Here is a 22471-nt window from a genome sequence, read left to right as displayed (position 1 = left end):
TGCTGAAACGTCATGACTTGACCGCGCCTTCCATGATTCCTCGAACAATTTGCCTGCCCCCGATGAAGAGCATGATGAGCAACGGGATGGTGGCCACCAACGCGCCGGCCAGCACCCGTCGGTAGAGCACGTAGTTGCCGCTGGCCAGGTCGGAGATGGCGACCATCGACGTCGGATAATCGGTTCCGTTGAGGGTGATCAAGGGCCACTGGAAATCATTCCAGGTGCCCACAAAGGTGAGCAGACCCAGTACGGCGAGCGCCGGCCGGACCGCCGGGAGCACCACGCTGACGTAGATCCGCATGGTGGTGGCGCCGTCGATCCGAGCCGCCTCGACCAACTCGTCCGGCACCGCCTCCAGGGTGAACTGCCGCATGTAGAAGACCCCGAACGCGCTGACCAGGCCGGGCACGATGACGGCGAGCAGGGTGCCGTTCCAACCGATCTTGCCCATCACGATGTAGAGCGCCACCACGCCGAGTTGGTTCGGCACGGTCAGGGTGAGGATCACGACCACCATCAGCGCGTTGCGTCCCCGGAAGCGCAGCTTGGCGAAGGCGAACCCGGCCAGCGAGCAGAAGAAGAGCACCGAGACCGTGACGACCGAGGAGACGATCGCGCTGTTGGCCAGTGACTGAACAAAGTAGACGTCCTGGAGCGAGAAGACCTCGCGCAGGTTGGTCAGCAGCTCCCCGCCCGGGACCACCTGGGGCGGGAGCTTCGCCAGGGCGGCGTCGGTGCTGGTGGCGATGACCAGCATCCAGTAGAGCGGAAAGGCCGAGAAGATCAGGATCAGGGCCAGGAAGAGGTAGTTCCAGATGCTGCCGGGGGTGTCGGCCGGCGCCCGCCCGGTCAGCGCGGCCCGTTTCCGGCCGCCACGTTTCGACTTCGGCGGCAGCGTCGTGGCGCTCATCTCTTCCCTCCGCCGAGCCGGTTGGTGATCATCGCGTTGACCGCGGCCACCACCACGATGATCAAGAAGAGGGCCCAGGACATGGCGGCGGCGTACCCGAGGTTGAGGTCCTTCCAGCCGACCTTGTAGATGAGTTGGGCGATGGTCTGCCACTCGCCGTTCGCCCCGCCCCGGGCCGCCTGGGCGTTCTGTTCGAGCAGCATCGGCTCGGTGAAGAGCTGCAACCCGCCGATGGTGGAGAGCACCACCGTGAAGATCACCACGGGCCGGATCATCGGTACGGTGATCCGCCACAACTGGCGCCACACCCCGGCGCCGTCGACGGCGGCTGCCTCGTAGATGTCCTTCGGGATCGACTGCATCGCGGCGAGGTAGAGCAGCGCGTTGTAGCCGATCCACTTCCAGTTGACCATCGTGGCGATGACGAACCAGGACGACCACTTGGCGCTGCGCCAGTCGATCGGCTCCTCGCCACCGATGTGCAGCACCGAGAGCACCCAGTTGGCGACCCCGGTGTCCCGGGCGAAGACCGCCGCGAAGACCAGGGTGGAGGCGGTGATCGGGGTGACGTACGGCAGCAGCACCCCGACCCGGAACCAGGTCTGCGCCCGCAGCCGGCGGTTGAGCACCGAGGCGATGACCAGCGCCAGGGTGAGCTGCGGGACGGTGGAGAGCAGGAAGATGCCGAAGGTGTTGTAGAGCGCGTTCCAGAAGTCGTCGTCGGTGAGCAGTCTCTCGAAGTTGGCGAGGCCGGACCAGCCGGTCAGGGTCGGGTCGTCCAGCCGCCAGTGCCGCAGCGCCACCACCGCGTTGAAGATGATCGGGAAGACGCCGAACACCAGGAACAGCAGGAAGAACGGGGCGATCAGCAGGTACGGCGTGTAGCGGATGTCGAACCGGTGCAGCCGGTTACGCCAGCGGTGCGGGTCGGGCTCGCCCCGTACGGCGGAGCGCCCGTCCGACCCGGCGGCCGTCGTGGCCGCCGGGGTGGCTCGGGTTGTGGACATCGGACGGACCTCCAGGACCAGGGCGTACGGCCGGCTACGACTTGCTCGCCTTGTCGGCTTCCTTGAGCGCCTCGGGCCACGTCTCGGCGAGCGGCTTGCCCTTCAGGTCACCGGTCTGCATCCGGTTGAGTACGTTCTCCACCGCGACCCGGGTCGGTCCGTTCTTCCGGCCCAGGTACTGCGGGGTCAGCGTCTCCGCGGCCTTCGGGAAGATCTGCCCCACCGGGGCGTTGTTGAAGAACGGGTTCGTGAAGTCCCGGATCGCCGGGTCCTGGTAGAGCGCCGGCTGTGACGGCAGGTTCCCGACCTTCTTGAAGACCTCGATCTGCTGCTCCGGTTGGATCAGCCACTCCAGCAGCTTGTACGCCTCGTCCAGGTGCTTGCCCTGCTTGGGCACGGTGAGGAACGAGCCGCCCCAGTTGCCGCCGCCACCGGGGACCGCGGCCACGTCCCACTTGCCGGCGGTGTCCGGCGCGGTGTTCGTGATGTGCCCCTGCATCCAGGCCGGGCAGGCCAGCACCGCGAAGGCGTTCTGGGTGAAGCCGGCGTTCCACTCGGGTTGGAAGGCGGGCAGGTTAGCCGAGAGGTCCGCCGCGATCGCCTTGGCGGCGATCTCGAAGGCGACCTTGGGGCCGCCCTCCATCACCAGCGCGTCGTCGCCCGGGTTGTAGAAGCCGACCGGCTGCTGCCCCAGCACGGGGTTGAAGATGTTGGTGCCGGAGTCGATGAACTTCTTGCCGGTCGCCCTGGTGTAGATCTGGCCGGTGGCGATGAACTGGTCCCAGGTGGGCCAGAGCGCGGAGACCTTGTCCCGTTCGGTCGGCAGGCCGGCGTCCTTGAACAGGTCGGTGCGATAACACATGGCGAGGCCGCCGACGTCGGTGCCGAGCCCGATCTGGGTCTTGCCGTCCGGGGAGAGGGTCTGCTTCCACTTCCAGGGCAGGTAGCGGCTCTCGTACTGGGCGGCGCCCCGGTCGAGCAGGTTGACGAACTTGTCCGTCTGGGCACGGAACTGGACCACAAAACCCTCGTCGATGGCGGCGATGTCGGGTGCGCCGTTGCCGGCGATGAGCTTCTTCTGGAGGTCCTCGTGCTGGGCGTTGTACTCACCGGTGTTCACGCTGATCTTGATGTTCGGATTCGCGGCCTCGTACCGCGCCTTCAGATCGTTGATCCCGAAGTCACCCCAGATGCCGATCTTCAGGGTGACGGTGCCGTCGCCATCCGCGCCGCCGCCGGGGTTGCCACTGCAACCGGCGACCAGGAGCACACCCGCCGCGCCTGCGGCGACCAGCCGGACCCAACGGGCCCCGGACCCTCCCATGTTCATCCTCCACCTGGGGAAACGTTCCATACATCGAGGAACGTTGACTGAACCGGATAAGTGAAGCCACCGTACGGTTGGCCTCCGGCCATGTCAATGGCGTGTTAACGGCGTGGTCGTACCGATACCTGGAAGCGCTCCAGCTCCACCCAACCCCGCCAATTCACGCGCCACTCCACCTCTGCGGTACGCCGACCGAACCGTCCGGATCGTTATGCTTAACCGAGCAAGTGATCTGCCCGCTTCGGCTTCCTACTCCGATGGGTCGACCCTGCCGGCCGCTCACCCGGGATCGCCCGGGCACGACCGGTCCGGCACCATGGCGGTCGCGGGCCCGGAACGTTCCAGCCGACCCAGGCCGACCCGGTCCGGCCAACCAGTCCCGTCGACCAGTCCGGTCGACCAGTCCGGTCGACCAGTCCGGTCGACCAGTCCGGCCCCACCAGGCCGACCAGTGAGGAGTACCGGTGAAACGGCCCACGATCGCGGACATCGCCCGCCAGGCCGGGGTGTCCAAGGGCGCCGTCTCCTACGCGCTCAACGGCCAGCCCGGCGTCTCCGAGGCCACCCGGCAACGCATCCTCGCCATCGCGCGCGAGATCGGCTTCAACCCGAACAGCGCGGCCCGGGCGTTGAGCGGCGCCACCGCCAACGCGGTCGGGCTGGCACTGCGTCGACCGGCCCGCATCCTCGGCATCGAGCCGTTCTTCATGGAGCTGATCAGTGGCGTCGAGGCCGAACTCTCGGCCCGCTCGTACGCGCTGACCCTCCAGATCGTCGCCGACGCCGAGACCGAGATCGCCGTCCACCGACGCTGGTGGGGCGAACGCCGGATCGACGGTGTCTTCCTCTGTGACCTGCGCGTCGACGACGAGCGGGTGCCCGCGCTCGAGGAACTGGGCCTGCCCACCGTGGTGATCGGCGGCCCCGGGCACACCGGCCGCCTGGCCAGCGTCTGGGCCGACGAGGAGGCGGCCCTGGTCGAGACGGTGGAGTACCTGGTCGCGCTCGGCCACCGGCGGATCACCCGGATCGGTGGCCTGCCCGGACTGCTGCACACCGAGATCCGGACCAGGGCGTTCACCGAGGTCTGCCGGCGGCTCGACCTGACGCGTACGCGTACCGTGCCGTCGGACTACACCGGCGAGGAGGGGGCACGGGTCACCCGGCGCCTGCTCAGCTCCGCCGAGCGGCCGACCGCACTGGTCTACGACAACGACGTGATGGCGATCGCCGGCCTGGCCGTCGCGCAGGAGATGGGGCTCTCCGTCCCGGCCGATCTTTCCATCGTGGCCTGGGACGACTCCCCGCTCTGCCAACTCGTACACCCGTCGCTCACCGCGCTCAGCCGGGACATCCCCGCGTACGGTGCCCGCGCCGCCCGTCAACTCCTCTCCGCCATCGCCGGCCACCCCATCACCGCCTACCAAACGGAAACCGCCCACCTGACCCCCCGAGGCAGCACCGCCCCACCCCGCCCCCTCTCCCCGCCGATCTAGGGCAAATCCACCTGCCCCAGTGATCGACTCGCGTGGACCTGCCCTGGATCGGCGGGATGGGGCGGGTGGCGTGGGGTGGGTGTGGGGGGTGGGTGTGGGGGGTGGGCGGATAGGATCGGGGCGGTTAAGGCGACTGGCGCGGCGAGGTGGAACAGACCACCGGGGAGCGACCGAGATCGTGCACCGCGCGCCTGGGTGCACGTCAGCCGGCACCGCACGGATCGGCTCGGGCCGACCGGCGGGTCCGGTACCAGCCTTGCCCGTTCGCGCCCCGCAACCGGGCAAGCGCCGATCAGCCAGGAGGACGCTCGTGCACGTACCACCGATTTCCGCTTTGACCGCGGCCGACCCACAGCTCGCCGCCCTGATCGAGTCCGAGGCGCAGCGCCAGCACGACAAGCTGCGCATGATCGCCTCGGAGAACTACGTCTCCACCGCCGTGCTCGAAGCCAGCGGCACCGTGCTGACCAACAAGTACTCCGAGGGGTACGCCGGCAAGCGTTACTACGAGGGCCAGCAGTTCATCGACCCGATCGAGACGCTCGCCATCGAACGGGCCCGTGCCCTCTTCGGCGTGGACCACGCCAACGTCCAGCCGTACTCCGGCTCTCCCGCGAACCTCGCGGTCTACCTGGCGTTCCTCTCCCCCGGCGACAAGGTGATGGGGATGGCCCTGCCGATGGGCGGGCACCTGACCCACGGCTGGTCGGTCTCGGCCACCGGCAAGTGGTTCACCCCCGTGCGCTACCAGGTGTCCCGGGAGACCGGCCGGATCGACCTCGACGAGGTACGCGACCTCGCGCTCCGCGAGCGACCCAAGGTGATCTTCTGCGGCGGCACGGCGGTCCCCCGGACCATCGACTTCCCCGGTTTCGCCGAGATCGCCCGCGAGGTCGGCGCGATCCTGGTCGCCGACATCGCCCACATCGCCGGCCTGGTCGCGGGCGGGGCGCACCCCTCGCCGGTCGGTCACGCCGACGTGATCACCACCACCACGCACAAGACCCTGCGCGGCCCTCGCGGCGCCATGATCATGACGACCGCCGAGTACGCCAGCGCGATCGACAAGGCGGTCTTCCCCGGCCTCCAGGGCGGCCCGCACAACCACACCACGGCCAGCATCGCGGTCGCCCTCAAGGAGGCGTCGACCGACGACTTCCGGCGGTACGCCCACCAGGTCGTCGCGAACGCCCAGGCGCTCGCCGCCGCCCTGGTCGAACGGGGCTTCGAACTCAGCTCCGGCGGCACCGACAACCACCTGATCCTGGCCGACCTGACCAGCAAGGGCATCGCCGGCAAGCCGGCCGCACAGGCGCTGGACCGGGCCGGCATCGAGCTGAACTACAACACGGTGCCGTACGACACCCGCAAGCCGTTCGACCCGTCCGGCATCCGGCTCGGTGCCGCCGCGCTGACCACGCGTGGCCTGACCGAGCAGCAGATGCCCCAGGTGGCGAGCTGGATGGACGAGGCGGTCACCGCCGCCGTCAAGGACGACGAGGCGACCCTGGACCGGATCGCCGGCGAGGTGCGCGACCTGCTCGCCGCGTACCCGATGCCGGGCTTCGCCGCCGCCTGACCACCCGCCGACCCGGCCCCGGGTCCTTCCCTACCCCACACCCCCTCACGGCTGCGGGCGGGTCGGACCCGGGGCCGGGCGCTATCCCGGTCGTACCCGCTCAGTCCCGGTACGACCGGCCACCCGGGCAGATCCCCGGTATCGACGGTAGTGACGATGATGAGTACGGGCACCAGCGCCGCGGCGGACCCACCGTCCATCGGCCGACCGACCCGTGCTCACCCACCAGGCGCTTTCCGCGCCACCACGACAACCTCACGCCCCCACCAGAGCGTCAGCCCACCACCCAGCCAGATCATCCACACAGGACCCCCGAACAACCCCTCCCCCACCGAGGAGAGACTCACCACCCGCGACACCCCCCACCGTCCCGGGGCTCCACCGCCCGCGACAAACCCTCCACCGTGCGGAGGCTTCACCACCCGCGACAAGCTCGCCCACAGTCGTCCGGGAGGCGGCGTGCCCCACGACGGGATCAAGCTTGACCGCCCAGAGTGGGGTACGCCGCCCCCCCCCCCCCCCGGGGGGGGGGGGGGGGGCCCCCCCCGCGGTCAACCTCGTGCCCCCCCCGGGGGGGGCCCCCCCCCCCCCCCCCCCCCCGGACGACCACCGGAACCTGCCCCCCGGGGTACGCCGCCCCCGGACGACCCCCCCGAAACAAGCTCAGTGCGAAGGAGAAGGAAACTCCTCCAGGAAAGCCTCGACCCGCTCCGCCGTAGCCGGCCGGGCGAGCACGAACCCCTGACCGAACCGACACCCCGCCACCCGGGCCTGCTCGACCTGGTCGACCGACTCCAGCCCCTCGGCGACGATCTCCATCCCGAGCCGCCGGCCGAGGCTCACCACCACGTCGATGACGGGCTTGCCCTGCCCCTGCCAGCCACTCGGGTCCGAGACCAACGAACGATTGATCTTGAGGATGTCGACCGGCATCCGCCGCAGGTGTGCCAGGGAGGCCGGACCGAGACCGAAGTCGTCCAGCGCCGTACGCACCCCGAGCGACCGCAGCTTGCCGAGCTGGCTCACCACCGCGAGGATGTCCACCTCGCCGCTCGGCTCGGCGATCTCGATCAGCAGCCGGTCCGGCTCGAACTGGTGCAGGGTGAGCGCCGCGGCCACCCGGCCGACAAACTCCGGACCGGTCAGTTCGCTCGCCGAGACGTTGACCGACATCCAGAGCCGGCGGCCACCCCGCGACCACTCGGCCGCCTGGCGACACGCCTTGTGCAGCACCCACTGACCCAGCTCGTCGAGCAGTCCGAGATCCTCGGCCACCGGCACCAACTCCGCCGGCAGCACCGTACCGAGCGACGGGCTGCGCCAGCGGACCAGTGCCTCCGTGCCGACCGGGCGCTGGGTGTGCAGGTCGAGCACGGGCTGGTAGACCAGGTCGAACTCGCCGCGCGCGGCCGCGCCGGGCAGCTCCCGTTCGAGGTCCATCCGGCGTACGAGCTGCTCCTCCAGGTAGTTGTCGTACCACTCGATCCGGTTCCGACCGAGCTGCTGCGCCCGGCGTCGGGCCATCTCGGCCCGGCGCAGCACGTCGTCCACGCCACTGCCGCCGCAGAGCTCGGCCAGGCCGATGCTCGCCTGGATGCTGACGATCGCCCCGGGCAACTGGTACGGCTCGGTCAGCGCCCCGATCAGCCGGATGCCGAGCGCGTACGCCAGCATCGAGCCGTCGACGGTGACCACCGCGAACTCGTCACCGCCCAGCCGGGCGACCACGTCGTCCCCGCCGACACCGGCCCGCAGCCGCCGGCCGACCTCGACCAGCACCGCGTCGCCGACCGCACGTCCCCGGCCCTCGTTGATCGCCGACAAGCCGTGCAGGTCGATCACGAGCAGCGTGCCGGTGTGGCCGGCCAGCGACCGCTGCGTGACGATCGCGCGCATCAGGTCACGCCGGTTGGCCAGCCCGGTGAGCTGGTCGGTGAAGGAGAGTTGGTGCACCCGGTGTTCGAGCTGCCGGCGTTCGCCCACGTCGCGTACGTGTACCACCAGCGCGGCCACCTCCGGTACGCCGCGCTGGTCGCTGACCGTCGACTCGGTGTCCCGCCAGAGGCCGTAGCCGTCCCGCAGCCTCGCGGTGACCAGCGGTGACCGTCCGGTGGGCGACGCCGGTCCGGTCAGTACGCCGGTGAGCAGCGCGGTGACCGAGGCGGCGTCGTCCGGGTGCATCAGGTCGGCGAACGCCCGCCCCAGCACGTCGGCGTCGGCGAGGCCGAAGAGCCGGGCCGCGGCCGGCGACTGCCACCGGACCAACAGGTCGGCGTCGACCACCAGGGTGAGGTCGTTCGCCCCGGTGACCAGGGCACGGAAGTGCGCCTCCTGACTGACCAGCCGCCGGGCGTACGAGCGGATGTCGAGCACCGCGAAGACCTCGCGGACCACCAGGGTCGGGATCACCGCGAGCCCGAGCACGATCGAGGTGTGGTCGAACTCGCCGACCACCACCAGGTGGTAGACGGCGGCCAGGGTGGCGACCACGGCCGGCACGGTGAGCAACGGGTACGCGGAGAGGTGCGTCTCCGGCTCGCCCGGTGGCGGCGGCTGGGCGCCCGGATTGGCGTACCGGGTGCCGGCGGCGGCCAGGATCGGCCCGACGACCAGCGGAACCGCCGCGATCAGCGACGCCCAGTCCGGTACGTGATAGTTGAGCAGTACGCCGAGCGCCGCAATCCCGAGCACGCAGGAGCCGGCACCGGCACCGCAGAGCACCGACGCCCGGCGGTAGTTGGCCGAGCGGAGCGCGGTGACCGCGATGATCGACAGCCCGCCCGCGGCAAGCAGGGCCACGGCGAGGGCAGCCGGTGGCATCCCGCCGGTCGGCGGCATCAGCCAGCCGGCGAAGGCCAGACTGACGCCGAGGCTCAGCCCGTCGAAGCCACGACGGAACCGCATCGACACGGTGCTGGCGGCGCCCGGCAGCAGCAGCACCCCGAACAGGTGGAGCGGAAGCGCGACCAGCAGCCCGAACAGGACCAGCAGCGGGCGTCCGGTGGCGGGCACCAGCGGCAGGGCGAGCGTGGTCAGCCCGCTCGCCACCACGCCGGCACCCAGGAACCCGACGCCCCGGCAGGGCCCGAAGCTCCGTTTGGCGGCGTGGATCACCAGAGCCAGCCGGATCAGTCGGGTGGCGGCGACGGTCGAGACCACGCCCACGGCGACGGCCAGGGCGACGTACGCGGTAAGGAGGCCGGTGGAGCCGGCGAGCAGGGTGGCCGCCGCCGCCAATCCGGCGACGACTTCCGGTTTCTGGGTGGTGCGCCGGTGAGTTCCGGCGCGCGGGAGCGCCACGGACACGGCGAGGTCGCCTTCTGCAGGGGACACGGGGACGGGTGGTACGGGGTGGGGCACGTACTCGGCAGGCGCGCCCGGCAGGGGGTCGAGTCACACCTATCAACCGTCAACGATCGAGATCGTGCGGGGTTACGTCCGGGTTCGAACATTCCGAAAAGCTCCTCACTTTCGGTAATCGATCATGCACTCGATCAGTCGCCGCCGGTCACTACCCGACTACCAGGCGCTCAACGGATCTGGGTCCGCCGTCGCATGGCCGCCCGTCCGCCACCGTCGCCGTGCCGGGGTGCGAAACTAGGGGGGTGAGCAGCACCGAAACCGTTCATTTCCGGTACAGCCAGGCGATCTGGGTGGCCGCCGTGATCGCCTTCATCGGCGCCCTGCCGCTGGCCAGCGCCGCCTGGTACCTCACGCCGGTGCTCATCGTCCCGCTGCTGATCGGCATCTGGGCCTGGCGGGCCGGCACCGACGCCGACCGCGCCGGGATGAAGATCCGGGCACTGTTCGGACAACGGCTGATCCCCTGGCACGAGGTGGTCGAGCTCGGCATCGACGAGCGCCGCCGGGTGATCGCCTCGCTCACCGGCGGACGGGTCGTGTCGCTGCCCGCCGTACCCGCCGCCGACCTCCCCCGGCTCGTCGCCGCCAGCGGTCAGCACGTCCTCGGCGCTGACGACCAGCCGCCCTCGGCGCACTGACCGCCCGACCAACCCACTGCCGGCCTCCATGGCGGGGGTAGCCCGCCACCGGCCTCGGGGGCGCGGCGGCTCGTTCAGTAGCCGTCGATCACTTCGTTGACCAACGGCTCGCCCGCCGCCAGACGGCGTAACTGCTCACCGGCGAGTCGGTAGGCGCGCGGCAGCAGTCCCCGTACCGAACCACCCACGTGCGGCGTGATCAGCACGTTCGGCAGGTCCCAGAGCGGATGCCCGGCGGGGAGCGGCTCCGGATCGGTCACGTCGAGCGCGGCTGACAGTCTCCCCGTCTTCAGCTCGGCCACCAGCGCGTCGGTGTCGACGACCGGACCCCGGGCCGCGTTGACCAGCAGTGCGCCGTCGCGCATCAGAGCCAGGATCCGGGCGTCAACCAGCTTCCGGGTCAGGTCGGTGAGCGGCACCAGCAGCACCACGATGTCGGCGTCGGGCAGCAGCGAGGGCAGCTCCGCCACGCCGTACACCCCCTCGTCCGGACGCGCCGTCCGGGCCACCAGGGTCAGCTCGACCTCGAACGGCACCAGCCGGGCGACCAGGGCCGCGCCGACCGATCCGGCCCCCACCAGCAGCACCCGTTTGCCGGCAAGCTCGTCGGTCGGGGTCGCCTCGGCGTACGCCCAGCGGTGGTCGGGCTGGGCGCGGGCGAAGAGGGGGAAGGCGCGCAACTGGGCGAGGATCGCGGCGACCACCCACTCGGCGGTCGACGAGTCGTGCACCCCGCGCGCGTCGCAGAGCAGCACCCCGTCCGGCAGCCGGCCCGCCCAGACCTCCGCACCGGCGGTGAGCAACTGCACCACCCGCAGGTCCGGCAGTGCCGCCGCGAGGCCCACCACCTCGGCCGGGGCAAGGAACGGCGGCACCCAGAACCGCACCCCGGACGGGTCCGGGGGAAGCTGGTCCGGACCGGGGGCGATCTCCAGGCGTACCCCGTCGGGGATCTCCCCGAGCATCGACGGGCCGTGCTCGTGCGGAATCCATGCCCTCACAGGCGCCGACCCTAGCCGCCCGGAACGCTCAGCGCACCGGCAGATCGATCCGTTGCGCTCAGCGCGGTGGCAGATCGACCCGGGCCGCTCAGCGCGGTGGCAGATCGACCCGAGCCGCTCAGCGCACCGGCAGATCGACCCGGGCCGCCGGCTGGTAGACGTCGTAGCCGGCGACGGTCGTGGTGCGTACCGGCACACCGGTCGAGGCCAGGTGGTTGGCGACCGCCGCGCTCAACGGCGTCCCGGCGGGCAGCACGTACGCCGGGCGTTCGGCTCGCCCGACCAGGTCCCGGTACGGCTCGTACCGGTCCCAACCGGCCTCCAGGTCGTCCCTGATCACCGCGCAGACCAGCCGTTCCCGGGTGACGAAGGTGATGTTGTTGCAGGTCCAGTACTCGCTGTAGAACCGGTCGACGCCGAGTGAGTCCAACTCCGCCACCAGCTCGCGCCGCCGGTCCGCCTCCCGGCCCGACTCCGGCGCCCGCCCGACCAGCGTCGCACTGGCCGCCAGCATGCTCACCACGAGCGCACCGAACACCGCCGCGCCCACCCACCGCCCCGCGCCACCCCACCGGTAAGGAAGGGCCCCTAGTACAACGGAATCCGATAACAAGGGGCCCTTCCTTAACAGGGGCCAGAGGAGGGCGGGGGTGGAGATGAGTAGGCAGGAGAGGTAGCGGGCGCTCTCCACCGGAGTGTTGCCGGCCGCGCTGCTGGTCGCGTACGCGGCCAGGGTCAGCGCCGCGCCGACCACCAGGACCAGCCGACCGCCCTGACGTACCTGCTCGACGCCGGTGGCGGCCCGCAGCGCCCGTACGGCGAGCACGCCGGCCAGGAGCAGCAGCACCGGGTAGACCGCCCCCCACCAGAGCTGCCAGGGCGCGCACCGACCCGGCTCACAGAGCCCGGTTCCCATCGGTACGCCGAACAGCACCCCACCGTGCAGCCGGTCGGCCCAGGAGGCGGTGGTGTCCCCGCCGAGGGTGGCGTAGACGGCCAGTGATCGGTGGGCCGGCGCGGCGGTGAGGTTGTGCGCCACGATCGGCACCAGCCCGGCCAGCAGGCCACCGCCGAGCGCCCATCCCGCCCGGCCGCGCAGCTCCCGCCAGTTGGCCAGGAGCAGCAGCAGACCGGCGGCGCCAACGTACGGCAGCACCAGCCAGTCGTCCCAGAGGGTGAGGCCGCCGACCAGCCCGAACCCGGCGTACGCCAGCAGCCGCCGCCGGCCGGTGGTGACGCCGAGGCCGAGGTTGACCGCGAGCAGCACCAGCAGGGTGCCGGCCGGGTTCATCTCCGGGTAGCCGCCCCCGGCGATGAGCTGGTTCTTCAACACCCGGTCCGAGCCGAGCGCCAGCAGCCCCACCGTGGCGGTGGCCAGCCACGGGCTGTAGAGCCGGCGGGTGAGCCGCCAGACCAGGAGCAGGAAGACGGCGTACAGGGCCAGGTTCGGCAGCCGCAGGGCGAGCACGGAGGGGCCGAAGAGCGCGAAGAGCGGCGCCGCGAGGTACGACTCCAGCGCACCCATGTAGTACTGCCCGTAGAAGAAGAGCGGGAACTCCCGGCCCTGCGCGACGTGCATCGCCACCAGGCCGCTGGTCGCCTCGTCGCTGTTCGTCGGCGGCACCTCGGTCAGGAGCAGGACCAGCCGGTAGAGCAGGCCCGACAGGCCGAACGCGATCCCCACCCGGACCGCGAGCCGGTCACGCCGTCCGCCGGCTTCGACCGGGCCGGGCGAAGCCGTCAATGTCCCGATCACCATGGCCGGCAGTTTGGCACAACAACCTCCGTACCGACCTGTGCGACTCCCCGCACGACACGGAACCGGTGACCGTCCTCACGACTCAACCACCGGAGGCACGGCGAGCCGCCGGCGGACGGGCACGGCGAGCCACCGGACGACAGGCACGGCGAGCCACCGGACGACAGGCACGGCGAGCCACCGGACGACAGGCACGGCGAGCCGCCGGACGAGATCGAGCAGGCCAACCGCCTGGTCTGCGGCGGAACCGAGCCCGGGTACGCGAAGGAGAGTGCGTTCGTGAACGCGCGTGGCAAGGGTTATCCCACCGGTACGGCTAGGCTGGGGCGGGTGAGCGTTCGCCCCCCGTACCCGCGCCGCGCCCGGACTCGCGCGGCGGTCGCGTTCTGCGCGGCGGCCGTGCTGGCGACCAGCGGCTGCGCCTTCGGCGAGCCGGAGCCCGACCCCGCCGGTGAACCACCGAGCTTCCCCACCCCGTCGGTGACCGCCTCCCCGCGCACCGGCGGCATCGACCAGCAGGTCGCGGCGTCGGTGCTGGCCACCGGCCTGCGGGTGCCGTGGGGGATCTCGTTCCTCCCCGACGGCGGCGCCCTGGTCACCGAGCGGGACACCGCCAAGATCCTGAAGGTCGGGCCGGAGTCCGGGCCGGACGGGCTCAAGGTCAGCACGGTGCAGACCCTCGACGAGGTGGACGCGGCCGGCGAGGGAGGGCTGCTCGGCATCACCGTCTCCCCCGGCTACGAGCAGGACAAGACCGTCTTTGTCTACTACTCGACCAGTCAGGACAACCGGGTCGCGAAGCTGGTGCTCGGTGGTGAGCCGACCCCGATCGTGACCGGCATCCCGCTCTCCGGCATCCACAACGGCGGCCGGCTCGCGTTCGGTCCGGACGGTTTCCTGTACGCCACCACGGGCGACGCGTCCGAGCGCGGCCTCTCCCAGGACCCGAAGAGTCTCGGCGGCAAGATCCTGCGGATGACGCCGGACGGCAAACCGGCGGCCGGCAACCCGCTGCCCGACTCCCTGGTCTGGTCGCTCGGCCACCGCAACGTGCAGGGGATCGCCTGGGACGCGAACAAGCGGCTCTACGCCAGCGAGTTCGGCCAGAGCACCTGGGACGAGATCAACCTGATCGAGCCGGGCAAGAACTACGGCTGGCCGGAGGTGGAGGGCGAGGGCGGCGCGGAGACCGACGCCAAGTTCACCAAGCCGCTGGCCGTCTGGCGCACCGGCGACGCGTCCTGTTCCGGGGTTGCCGTGGTGGAGAACCTGCTCGCCGCGGCGTGCCTGCGCGGCGAACGGATCTGGCTGCTCGAGCTGACCTCCGCCGGTGGTGTCCTCGGACAGCCGCGATCCATCCTCAACGGCGAGTACGGCCGGCTCCGCACCGCCGTGACCGCCCCCGACGGCTCACTCTGGATCTCCACCTCGAACCACGACGGGCGGGGCGAACCCGCCGCCGACGACGACCGGATCATCCGCCTGGTCTTCTCCGGCGGCGGCGCCGGCCGGAGCTGACCCGACGCGTGGACGCCGGGGTCGGCAAGGCACGTGGGCGAGGGTCGGCAGGACACGTGGGCGGGGGTCGACCGGCCGCGCCGTGACCGGCGACCGGGTCGGTGCGGACGGAGTTAATCGGTCGGCCTGACCGGGTTTCCCGAGAAGCTCGGCCGGGCAGGTCATGATTTGCACATGGACAGGCACGGGGACGACGAGGAGCGGACGGCCGGCACCGATCAGGTCCCGGAGGTCCGGAAAGGGTTGGGCTCCACCTTGCGCACCACCGCCACCCGGGCCAGCTCGATGCTGCGTCGGACCGGCCGGGCCTTCCGGCCGGCGCTGCGCCTCACCGGCCGGGCGCTCCGGTCCACCCTCCGTTTCGCCGGCCGGGCGCTGACCTCGAACGGAAGCCGCCGGACCGGGATCGCCCTGAGCGTCGTCCTGGTCGCCCTGGCCGGTGTGGTCGGCGGCGTACTGCTCGCCGGCCGGATGAACGTCGACATCGGCCCGTTCCGCGCCGAGATGGCGATCACCCCCACGGTGAGCGGCGGCACCAGCGTCGACATCCCGCCGCTCGGCTCGCTCCAGATCGACAGCCACGCCGGACCGGCCCACCTCTCGGTCCAACTCGGCTCGCTCGACCTGCGACGTACCGAGGCGCTGATCGACGATCCGGCCGGCATCGCCCGGGCCAGCCAGTCCGCCGTCTCCGACGTGACCAACGGCGTCGTACGCGTCGCGCTCCGAACGATCGCGGTCGCCCTGCTCACCACGCTGATTCTCGCCCTGCTGGTGTTCCGCGACACCCGCCGGGCGGCCTGGGCCGGCGGGCTGGCGCTGTTGATCACCGGTGGCAGCCTCGGCATCGCCGCGCTCACCGTACGGCCCGAGGCGATCGAGGAACCCCGCTACGAGGGGCTGCTGGTCAACGCCCCGGCGGTGGTCGGCGACGCCCGACGCATCGCCAACGACTACGGCAAGTACGCCGACCAGGTACAACGGCTGGTCGGAAACGTCAGCAAGCTCTACACCACGGTCTCCGCGCTCCCGGTCTTCGAGCCCGCCCAGGGCACCACCCGGGTCCTGCACGTCTCCGACATCCACCTGAACCCGACCGGGTGGCAGGTGATGCGGACCGTGGTCGAGCAGTTCGACATCGACATGGTGATCGACACCGGGGACATCACCGACTGGGGCAGCGAACCGGAGGCGTCCTTCCTCGGCTCGATCGGCGTGCTCAAGGTGCCGTACGTCTTCATCCGGGGCAACCACGACTCCGCCGCCACGGCCGCCGCCGTGGCCCGGCAGCCGAACGCCATCGTGCTGGACAACACCGTCACCACGGTGGCCGGGCTGACCATCGCCGGCATCGGCGACCCCCGGTTCACCCCGGACAAGGAGACCTCGCCGAACGGGTCCGGCGCCACCCCCCAGGTGATGGAGCAGGTCACCGGCGCCGGTGAGAAGCTGGCCGCCACCGTACGGGCGACCACTCCGAAGGTCGACATCGCGCTGGTCCACGACCCGTCGTCCGGGCAGGCGCTCAACGGGGCCTGCCCGCTGGTGCTGGCCGGTCACGTACACCATCGTGAGATCGACCCGCTGCCGCAACTGCCCGGCCAGCCGCCCACCCTGATGCTGGTGCAGGGGTCCAGCGGCGGTGCCGGCCTACGCGGGCTGGAGGGCGAGAAGCCGCTGCCACTGGCGCTCTCGGTGCTCTACTTCGACCCGCAGCGGATGCTCCAGGCGTACGACGACATCCAGGTCGGCGGCACCGGCCAGGCCCAGGTGAGCCTGGAGCGGCACCTGGTCCAACCGCCGCAGCCGACCCCCACCACCAGCGCCACCCCGACCCCCGGCGCCACCATCCCCGGCCCCTCCCTGCCGGGCACCCCTCCCCCGGTCATCCCGCCGACCCCACCGCCGCCGCCCACCCCCACCCGCTGACCCCCGCGCCCCCTCCCCCGCGCCACTTCCGTGATCGCGAAGAGTCCGGCTCGCCATGACCGGCCGGACTCTTCGCGATCACGGAAACAGAACGGCGACCGTCCCCGGGGGGACGGCCGCCGTGGTGAAGTGCCGGGGGCTAGCTCAGGCGCTCCAGGATGAGTTCGCGTACGGTCTTCGCGTCGGCCTGGCCACGGGTGGTCTTCATGACCGCGCCGACCAGGGCACCGGCGGCGGCGACCTTGCCCTCGCGGATCTTGGCGGCGATGTCCGGGTTGGCGGCGATCGCCTCGTCCACGGCCGCGGTGAGCGCGCCGGTGTCGGAGACGACACCGAGCCCCCGGGCGGCCATGATCTCGGCCGGGTCGCCCTCGCCGGCCACCACGCCCTCGAGCACCGTGCGGGCGAGCTTGTCGTTGAGCTTGCCCTCGTCCACCAGCCGCTGGAGCTCGGCCACCTGGGCCGGGCTGGCCCCGACGGCGGCCAGGTCGACGCCGGACTCGTTGGCCCGCCGGGAGAGTTCGCCGAGCCACCACTTGCGGGCACTGGCCGGGGTCGTGCCGGCGGCCACGGTCTGCTCGATCAGCTCGACCGCGCCGGCGTTGAGCACCGACTGCATGTCGAGGTCGGAGAGGCCCCACTGCTCCTGGAGCCGCTGCCGGTGGACCCGGGGCAACTCGGGCAGGGCGGCCTTCAGCTCCGCGACCCAGGCCCGGTCCGGTGCGATCGGCACCAGGTCCGGCTCCGGGAAGTAGCGGTAGTCGGTGGCGGTCTCCTTGGACCGGCCGGGCCGGGTGTCGCCGGTGTCCTCCTGGAAGTGCCGGGTCTCCTGGAGGATCTTGGTGCCGGCGTCGAGCAGGGCCGCCTGGCGCAGCATCTCCGACCGGACCGCCCGCTCGACCGAGCGGAGCGAGTTGACGTTCTTGGTCTCGGTACGGGTGCCCCACTCGTCACCGGGGCGGTTGAGCGAGGTGTTGACGTCGCAGCGGAGCGACCCCTCCTCCATCCGTACGTCGGAGACGCCGAGCGAGCGGAGCACGTCGCGCAGCTCGGTGACGTACGCCCGGGCGATCTCCGGGGCGAGCGCGCCGGTGCCCGGGATGGGCTTGGTGACGATCTCCACCAGCGGGATGCCGGCCCGGTTGTAGTCGACCAGCGACTCGGTCGCGCCGTGGATGCGGCCGGTGGCGCCGCCGACGTGCAGCGACTTGCCGGTGTCCTCCTCCATGTGCACCCGCTCGATGCCGATCCTGACCGTCCGGCCCTGGACCTCGACGTCGAGGTAGCCGTCGACGCAGAGCGGTTCGTCGTACTGGCTGATCTGGAAGTTCTTCGGCATGTCCGGGTAGAAGTAGTTCTTCCGGGCGAACCGGCACCACTCGGCGATGGAGCAGTTGAGCGCGAGGCCGATCCGGATGGTCGCCTCGATGGCGGCCTTGTTCGCCACCGGCAGCGAGCCGGGCAGGCCGAGGCAGACCGGGCAGACCCGGGTGTTCGGCTCGCCGCCGAAGTCGGTCGGGCAGCCGCAGAACATCTTGGTGTTGGTGCCCAGTTCGACGTGGGTCTCCAGGCCGATCACCGGCTCGTACCGCTCGACGACCTCGTCGTACGAGGGCAGGACGATCGCGCTCATCAGTACTCCAGCTCTCGAGCGGTATCCGGGCAAATCATGTTCGAGCGTACTCAGAGGGCCGGCGGGGTGAAGGTGCCGACGGCGGACTCCAGCGCGGCGGCGACCCGGTACATCCGGTCGTCGGCCATCGTCGGCGCCATGACCTGGAGACCCACCGGCAGCCCCTCGGAGAGCCCACAGGGCACCGAGATCGCCGGACCGCCGTAGAGGTTGGTCGGGATGGTGAACAGGTCGGCCAGGTACATCTGGTACGGGTCCCCGGTGCGCGACCCGAACGGGAACGCCACGAACGGGGTGGTCGGCGAGATCAGTACGTCGACCCGCTCGAACGCCGCGTTGAAGTCGCGGGTGATCAGGGTCCGGACCTTCTGCGCCTGCCCGTAGTAGGCGTCGTAGTAGCCGGACGAGAGGGCGTAGGTGCCGAGGATGATCCGGCGCTTCACCTCGGGGCCGAAGCCCTGGTCACGGGTGAGCGACATCACCTCTTCCAGCGACTTCACCCCGTCGTCGCCGACCCGCAGCCCGAACCGCACCCCGTCGAAGCGGGCCAGGTTGGACGAGCACTCGCTCGGCGCGATCAGGTAGTACGCCGGCAGCGCGTACTGGAAGTGCGGGCAGGAGACCTCGACGACCTCCGCGCCGAGCTTGGTCAGGGTCTCGACCGAGTCCCGGAAGGCGGCCAGCACACCCGGCTCGGCGCCCTCGCCGGAGAACTCGGTGACGATGCCGAGCCGGACCCCGGTCAGGTCACCGGTGGCACCGAGCCGGGCGGCGGCGACCACGTCCGGCACCGGCTGCGGGATGGAGGTGGAGTCGCGCGGGTCGTGGCCGCCGATGACCGAGTGCAGCAGGGCCGCGTCCTCGACCGTACGGGCGCACGGCCCCGGCGTGTCCAGCGACGACGAGAAGGCGATCAGCCCGTAGCGGGAGGTGCCGCCGTAGGTCGGCTTCGCGCCGACGGTGCCGGTGACCGCGCCCGGCTGGCGGATCGAGCCGCCGGTGTCCGAGCCGATCGCCAGCGGCGCCTCGTAGGCGGCGATCGCGGCGGCGCTGCCACCACCGGAGCCGCCCGGGATCCGGGTCAGGTCCCACGGGTTGTTCGTCGGCCCGTACGCGGAGTATTCGGTGGAGGAGCCCATCGCGAACTCGTCCATGTTGGTCTTGCCGATCGGCACCGTGCCGGCGGCGCGCAGCCGGGACACGATGGTCGAGTCGTACGGCGGGCGCCAGTTCTCGAGGATCTTCGAGCCGGCGGTGGTCGGCACGCCCTTGGTGGTCAGCACGTCCTTGACCGCGACCGGCACGCCGGCCAGCGGACCGAGCGGCTCACCGGCCGCCCGGCGGGCGTCGACGTCGCGGGCGGCGGCGAGCGCGCCGTCGGTGTCGACGTGCAGGAAGGCGTGCACCCGGTCCTCGACCGCCGCGATCCGGTCGAGGTGCGCCTGGGTCACCTCGACCGCGGACGCCTCGCCACCGGCGACAAGGGCCGCGACCTCCGTCGCGGTCATCCTGGTCACGTCACTCATGCCGGTCAGGCCTCCTCGTCCAGGATCCGCGGTACGCGGAAGCGTTGTTCCTCAACGTCCGGTGCACCGGAGAGTGCCTCGGCCGGGGTCAGGCAGGGCACCACGACGTCCTCGCGGAGCACGTTGGTCAGCGGCACGGAGTGTGAGGTGGGCGGGATGTCGGCGGCGGTCACCTCACCGACCCGGGCCACCGACTGGAGGATCACGTCGAGCTGGCCGGCGAAGGTCTGCAGCTCCTCCTCGGTGACGGCGAGCCGCGACAGCCGCGCCAGGTGCGCGACCTCCTCGCGGGAGATGGCGGCCATCGGTGCCCCCTTCGTGCCTAGACGTGTTACCGGCGCAGCGTGACACGCGCGCCGTGACCCGAGCGAGTCTATTTGTCAGCCGGAGACGCGGCGTCTCCGACTCCCCCCGCGTCCACTTCCCGCGCCACGACACCCCCGGCGGCCGGAGTTTCGGCGGGCGGGGTGATCATCGAGGGCTCGACCGACGGCGGTTCGGGCAGGAACGAGCCGTCGTCCTCGTACGGCGCCACCGCGTACGGTCCGGGGGTGGTCGACGGCTCCGGGTCGACGGCCGCCGTCGCCGGGTCGGTCGGGCCGCCCTCGACCACGATCGACGCCCGGGAGCGGTGCCGCCCGCTGTTGTCCTGCACCGGGCCGGGGACCAGCGGACGGTAGCGGGCCAGCCAGGTGTTGAGTTCCTCGGCGGGCATCGGCCGGGCGTAGAACCAGCCCTGGGCCACGTCACAGCCGGCGGCGTGCAGCAGCCGCCAGGTCCGCTCGTCCTCGACCCCCTCGGCGACCACCCGCAGGCCGAGCGCGCCGGAGAGGTCGATCACCGACCGGACGATGGCGGCGTCGTCGGCGTCGGTCGCCATCCCGAGGACGAACGAACGGTCGACCTTGACCTCGGCCAGCGGCAACCGGCGCAGGTGCTGCATCGAGGAGTAGCCGGTGCCGAAGTCGTCCAGGGCGATCGCCACACCGAGCTTGTCCAGCCGGGCGATGGTGGCGAGCACCCGGTGCGGGTCGGCCATCAGCGCACCCTCGGTGATCTCCAACTGGATCCACGACGGCGGTACGCCGTACCGGCTGAGCCGGTCGGCGATCTGGTCGGCGATCTCGCCGGTGTGCAGGTCACGGACGCTGACGTTGACCGCCGCGCGTAGCCCGATGCCGGCCGCCGACCACTTCGCGAGCTGCTCCACCACGTCGTCGATGACCCGACGGGTCAACAGGCGCATCACCGCGCTCTGCTCGGCCACCCGGATCAGCTCCTCCGGGTCGACCATGCCGCGCTTCGGGTGCCGCCAGCGCAGCAGTGCCTCGACCCCGACCACCTCGCCGGTCGCGATGGCGATCTGCGGCTGGTAGTACATGGTGATCTCACCGACCTCGGCACCGGCGGTGCCCCGGTCGAGGACCCGGCGCAGGTCGGCCAGGAGGTTCAGCCGCTCGGGCGAGTTGTGGTCGGACTCGGGCGCGTACAGGGCGACGGTGTCCCCGCGGTGCTTGGCGTCGTACATCGCCACCTCGGCGTGCCGCATCAGGGTGGCGAAGTCCACGCCGTGGTCGGGGTGGAGCGCTACCCCGATGGAGCCGCTGACGTCGAGTGGCAACCCGTCCAGGACGACCGGTTCGGCCAGCGTGTTGACCACCCGCTCGGCGAGCGTACGGCCCTCGTCGGCGTCGCGCAGGCCGGTGGCGAGCACGGCGAACTCGTCCCCGCCGAGGCGGGCCACCAGGTCGCCGGGGCGGACCGTGCCGGTGAGCCGTTCGCCGACGCGTACCAGCAGGCGGTCGCCGACCGCGTGCCCGAGGGCGTCGTTGACGTTCTTGAACCGGTCCAGGTCGAGCAGGAGCAGGGCGAGGTGGCGTCCGTGCGCGCCCTTGGCCGCGTGTTCGGCGTGGATGGCGATCTGGTCGGCGACCTCGGCGAGCAGGGCCTTACGGTTGGCCAGCCCGGTGAGTGGGTCGAGGCGGGCGAGCTGTTCCTGCTCGGTGGAGAGCCGGGCCATCCGGTAGACCGCGTAGAGCGGCACCAGCACCAGCGGGATCAGCGCCGGGCTGACCCGGGCGGCGGCCACCACCACCGGGCTGAGCAGCAGCAACGATCCGGTGGAGAGCAGTTCGAAGCCGAGGCCGTGTTGGAACGCCGGCCACCACGGGCTGGCGAAGCGCAGCCGTACGGCGAGCGTGACGGAGCCGTACTTGACCGCGAACCAGGCGGCTGCCGCGCCGGCCACCATCGCGACGTCGAGCCAGGTCGGATGCGGACGGGCCCCGAAGGCGGCCTCGGCACCGAGCCGGGCGACCAGGTGGGCGGCGGAGAGCGCGCAGGCGTACTGGGCGATGTTGAAGACGGTCCGCCAGGCGGCGTGGCGCATCCGGAAGCCGGAGACCAGCACCGCCACGGCCTGTACGGCGATCGCCGGCCCGAGCCCCCAGCCGAGCAGGATGGCGAAGGTGAAGCAGATGGAGGGGAAGACGGCCGAGCTCTGGCGGCGGCCCGGCGGGGTGAAGGGTCGCGCATCGCTCAGGGTCGCGAGCGCGGCCATCACCCAGAATGCCGGCGGCAGTTGCGGAATCTGGTCGGGCAACCCGGTCAGCGGTACGACGGAGAGTCCGGCCGCCAGTACGACGACCGCCCAGACGAAACCGAAGAACGCGGTTGCCCGCCCAGGAGGAACGGAGTTCCGCAGCGCTGCGGCCTCCATGTGACCTCCCGACCCGTGGTCCCGGGGCGCGGCCACCTGCCGCGCTGTGCACACATCAAACGC

15 protein-coding genes and 1 riboswitch are annotated in these 22471 nt (G+C 71.4%); of the genes, 5 read left to right on the top strand and 10 right to left on the bottom strand.

What is annotated here, in order from left to right; all coding sequences use genetic code 11:
• Positions 1 to 10: 10 nt before the first annotated feature.
• The 3 genes from ACI2K4_RS07100 to ACI2K4_RS07090 are packed head-to-tail and all read right to left on the bottom strand — an operon-like array spanning position 11 to position 3244.
• Complete coding sequence (locus tag ACI2K4_RS07100) at positions 11 to 913, bottom strand: carbohydrate ABC transporter permease (protein WP_404509458.1); 903 nt, start codon at positions 911 to 913, stop codon at positions 11 to 13.
• Positions 910 to 1920, bottom strand: a complete 1011-nt coding sequence (locus tag ACI2K4_RS07095; protein WP_404509457.1) for a carbohydrate ABC transporter permease — start codon at positions 1918 to 1920, stop codon at positions 910 to 912. The genes ACI2K4_RS07100 and ACI2K4_RS07095 overlap by 4 nt, the downstream gene beginning before the upstream one ends.
• A 34-nt stretch (positions 1921 to 1954) precedes the next feature.
• Entirely contained in the window at positions 1955 to 3244 is a 1290-nt protein-coding gene (locus tag ACI2K4_RS07090; protein WP_404510286.1) for an extracellular solute-binding protein, read from the bottom strand.
• A gap of 467 nt (positions 3245 to 3711) precedes the next feature.
• On the opposite strand from ACI2K4_RS07090, the gene ACI2K4_RS07085 reads away from it, so the two are divergent.
• Both ACI2K4_RS07085 and glyA read left to right on the top strand, forming a co-directional pair.
• Complete coding sequence (locus ACI2K4_RS07085) at positions 3712 to 4743, top strand: LacI family DNA-binding transcriptional regulator (protein ID WP_404509455.1); 1032 nt, start codon at positions 3712 to 3714, stop codon at positions 4741 to 4743.
• A 119-nt stretch (positions 4744 to 4862) separates the two neighbouring features.
• Positions 4863 to 4947, top strand: a riboswitch (ZMP/ZTP riboswitch).
• A 106-nt stretch (positions 4948 to 5053) separates the two neighbouring features.
• A complete protein-coding gene (gene glyA, locus ACI2K4_RS07080; RefSeq protein ID WP_404509454.1) occupies positions 5054 to 6322 on the top strand; it encodes a serine hydroxymethyltransferase in 1269 nt (422 codons plus the stop codon).
• A 663-nt stretch (positions 6323 to 6985) separates the two neighbouring features.
• On the opposite strand, the gene ACI2K4_RS07075 is transcribed toward glyA, so the two are convergent.
• Positions 6986 to 9655 (bottom strand): putative bifunctional diguanylate cyclase/phosphodiesterase, encoded by a 2670-nt coding sequence (locus ACI2K4_RS07075; RefSeq protein ID WP_404509452.1) that lies wholly within the window; start codon positions 9653 to 9655, stop codon positions 6986 to 6988.
• A 272-nt stretch (positions 9656 to 9927) separates the two neighbouring features.
• Between ACI2K4_RS07075 and ACI2K4_RS07070 the strand changes: the two genes are divergently transcribed.
• Positions 9928 to 10323, top strand: a complete 396-nt coding sequence (locus ACI2K4_RS07070; protein WP_404509451.1) for a PH domain-containing protein — start codon at positions 9928 to 9930, stop codon at positions 10321 to 10323.
• Between the two features lie 74 nt (positions 10324 to 10397).
• On the opposite strand, the gene ACI2K4_RS07065 is transcribed toward ACI2K4_RS07070, so the two are convergent.
• The gene (locus ACI2K4_RS07065; protein ID WP_404509450.1) at positions 10398 to 11324 is read right to left on the bottom strand and encodes a 2-hydroxyacid dehydrogenase; all 927 of its coding nucleotides are present in this window, start codon (positions 11322 to 11324) and stop codon (positions 10398 to 10400) included.
• Between the two features lie 118 nt (positions 11325 to 11442).
• Complete coding sequence (locus ACI2K4_RS07060; protein WP_404509449.1) at positions 11443 to 13083, bottom strand: ArnT family glycosyltransferase; 1641 nt, start codon at positions 13081 to 13083, stop codon at positions 11443 to 11445.
• A 330-nt stretch (positions 13084 to 13413) separates the two neighbouring features.
• Here ACI2K4_RS07060 and ACI2K4_RS07055 point away from each other — a divergent pair, with 330 nt between their 5' ends.
• Positions 13414 to 14601, top strand: a complete 1188-nt coding sequence (locus ACI2K4_RS07055) for a PQQ-dependent sugar dehydrogenase (RefSeq protein WP_404509448.1) — start codon at positions 13414 to 13416, stop codon at positions 14599 to 14601.
• A gap of 285 nt (positions 14602 to 14886) precedes the next feature.
• A complete protein-coding gene (locus ACI2K4_RS07050) occupies positions 14887 to 16530 on the top strand; it encodes a metallophosphoesterase (RefSeq protein ID WP_404510285.1) in 1644 nt (547 codons plus the stop codon).
• A gap of 139 nt (positions 16531 to 16669) precedes the next feature.
• Here the strand turns inward: ACI2K4_RS07050 and gatB are convergent, their stop codons facing one another.
• The 4 genes from gatB to ACI2K4_RS07030 form a co-directional block, all read right to left on the bottom strand.
• Positions 16670 to 18163 carry an Asp-tRNA(Asn)/Glu-tRNA(Gln) amidotransferase subunit GatB gene (gene gatB / locus ACI2K4_RS07045; RefSeq protein WP_404509446.1) on the bottom strand — a complete coding sequence of 498 codons (1494 nt, stop codon included), beginning with the start codon at positions 18161 to 18163 and terminating at the stop codon, positions 16670 to 16672.
• A gap of 50 nt (positions 18164 to 18213) precedes the next feature.
• Complete coding sequence (gene gatA, locus ACI2K4_RS07040; RefSeq protein ID WP_404509445.1) at positions 18214 to 19689, bottom strand: Asp-tRNA(Asn)/Glu-tRNA(Gln) amidotransferase subunit GatA; 1476 nt, start codon at positions 19687 to 19689, stop codon at positions 18214 to 18216.
• 5 nt (positions 19690 to 19694) lie between these two features.
• The gene (gene gatC, locus ACI2K4_RS07035; RefSeq protein ID WP_329108173.1) at positions 19695 to 19994 is read right to left on the bottom strand and encodes an Asp-tRNA(Asn)/Glu-tRNA(Gln) amidotransferase subunit GatC; all 300 of its coding nucleotides are present in this window, start codon (positions 19992 to 19994) and stop codon (positions 19695 to 19697) included.
• A gap of 68 nt (positions 19995 to 20062) precedes the next feature.
• A complete protein-coding gene (locus ACI2K4_RS07030; RefSeq protein ID WP_404509444.1) occupies positions 20063 to 22408 on the bottom strand; it encodes a putative bifunctional diguanylate cyclase/phosphodiesterase in 2346 nt (781 codons plus the stop codon).
• Positions 22409 to 22471: the final 63 nt, after the last annotated feature.

This window comes from Micromonospora sp. NPDC050397 (assembly GCF_044901685.1).
Lineage (GTDB): Bacteria > Actinomycetota > Actinomycetes > Mycobacteriales > Micromonosporaceae > Micromonospora_G.
Note: the sequence above shows the minus strand (reverse complement) of the source record. Positions and strands in the feature narration are given on the sequence as shown.

Excerpts from the sequence above, each read along its gene's own strand:
- ACI2K4_RS07100 (WP_404509458.1), bottom strand. The coding sequence starts at position 913 with ATGAGCGCCACGACGCTGCCGCCGAAGTCGAAACGTGGCGGCCGGAAA.
- ACI2K4_RS07095 (WP_404509457.1), bottom strand. The coding sequence starts at position 1,920 with ATGTCCACAACCCGAGCCACCCCGGCGGCCACGACGGCCGCCGGGTCG.
- ACI2K4_RS07090 (WP_404510286.1), bottom strand. The coding sequence starts at position 3,244 with ATGGGAGGGTCCGGGGCCCGTTGGGTCCGGCTGGTCGCCGCAGGCGCG.
- ACI2K4_RS07060 (WP_404509449.1), bottom strand. The coding sequence starts at position 13,083 with ATGGTGATCGGGACATTGACGGCTTCGCCCGGCCCGGTCGAAGCCGGC.
- ACI2K4_RS07050 (WP_404510285.1), top strand. The coding sequence starts at position 14,887 with ATGCTGCGTCGGACCGGCCGGGCCTTCCGGCCGGCGCTGCGCCTCACC.
- gatB (WP_404509446.1), bottom strand. The coding sequence starts at position 18,163 with ATGAGCGCGATCGTCCTGCCCTCGTACGACGAGGTCGTCGAGCGGTAC.
- gatA (WP_404509445.1), bottom strand. The coding sequence starts at position 19,689 with ATGAGTGACGTGACCAGGATGACCGCGACGGAGGTCGCGGCCCTTGTC.
- gatC (WP_329108173.1), bottom strand. The coding sequence starts at position 19,994 with ATGGCCGCCATCTCCCGCGAGGAGGTCGCGCACCTGGCGCGGCTGTCG.
- ACI2K4_RS07030 (WP_404509444.1), bottom strand. The coding sequence starts at position 22,408 with ATGGAGGCCGCAGCGCTGCGGAACTCCGTTCCTCCTGGGCGGGCAACC.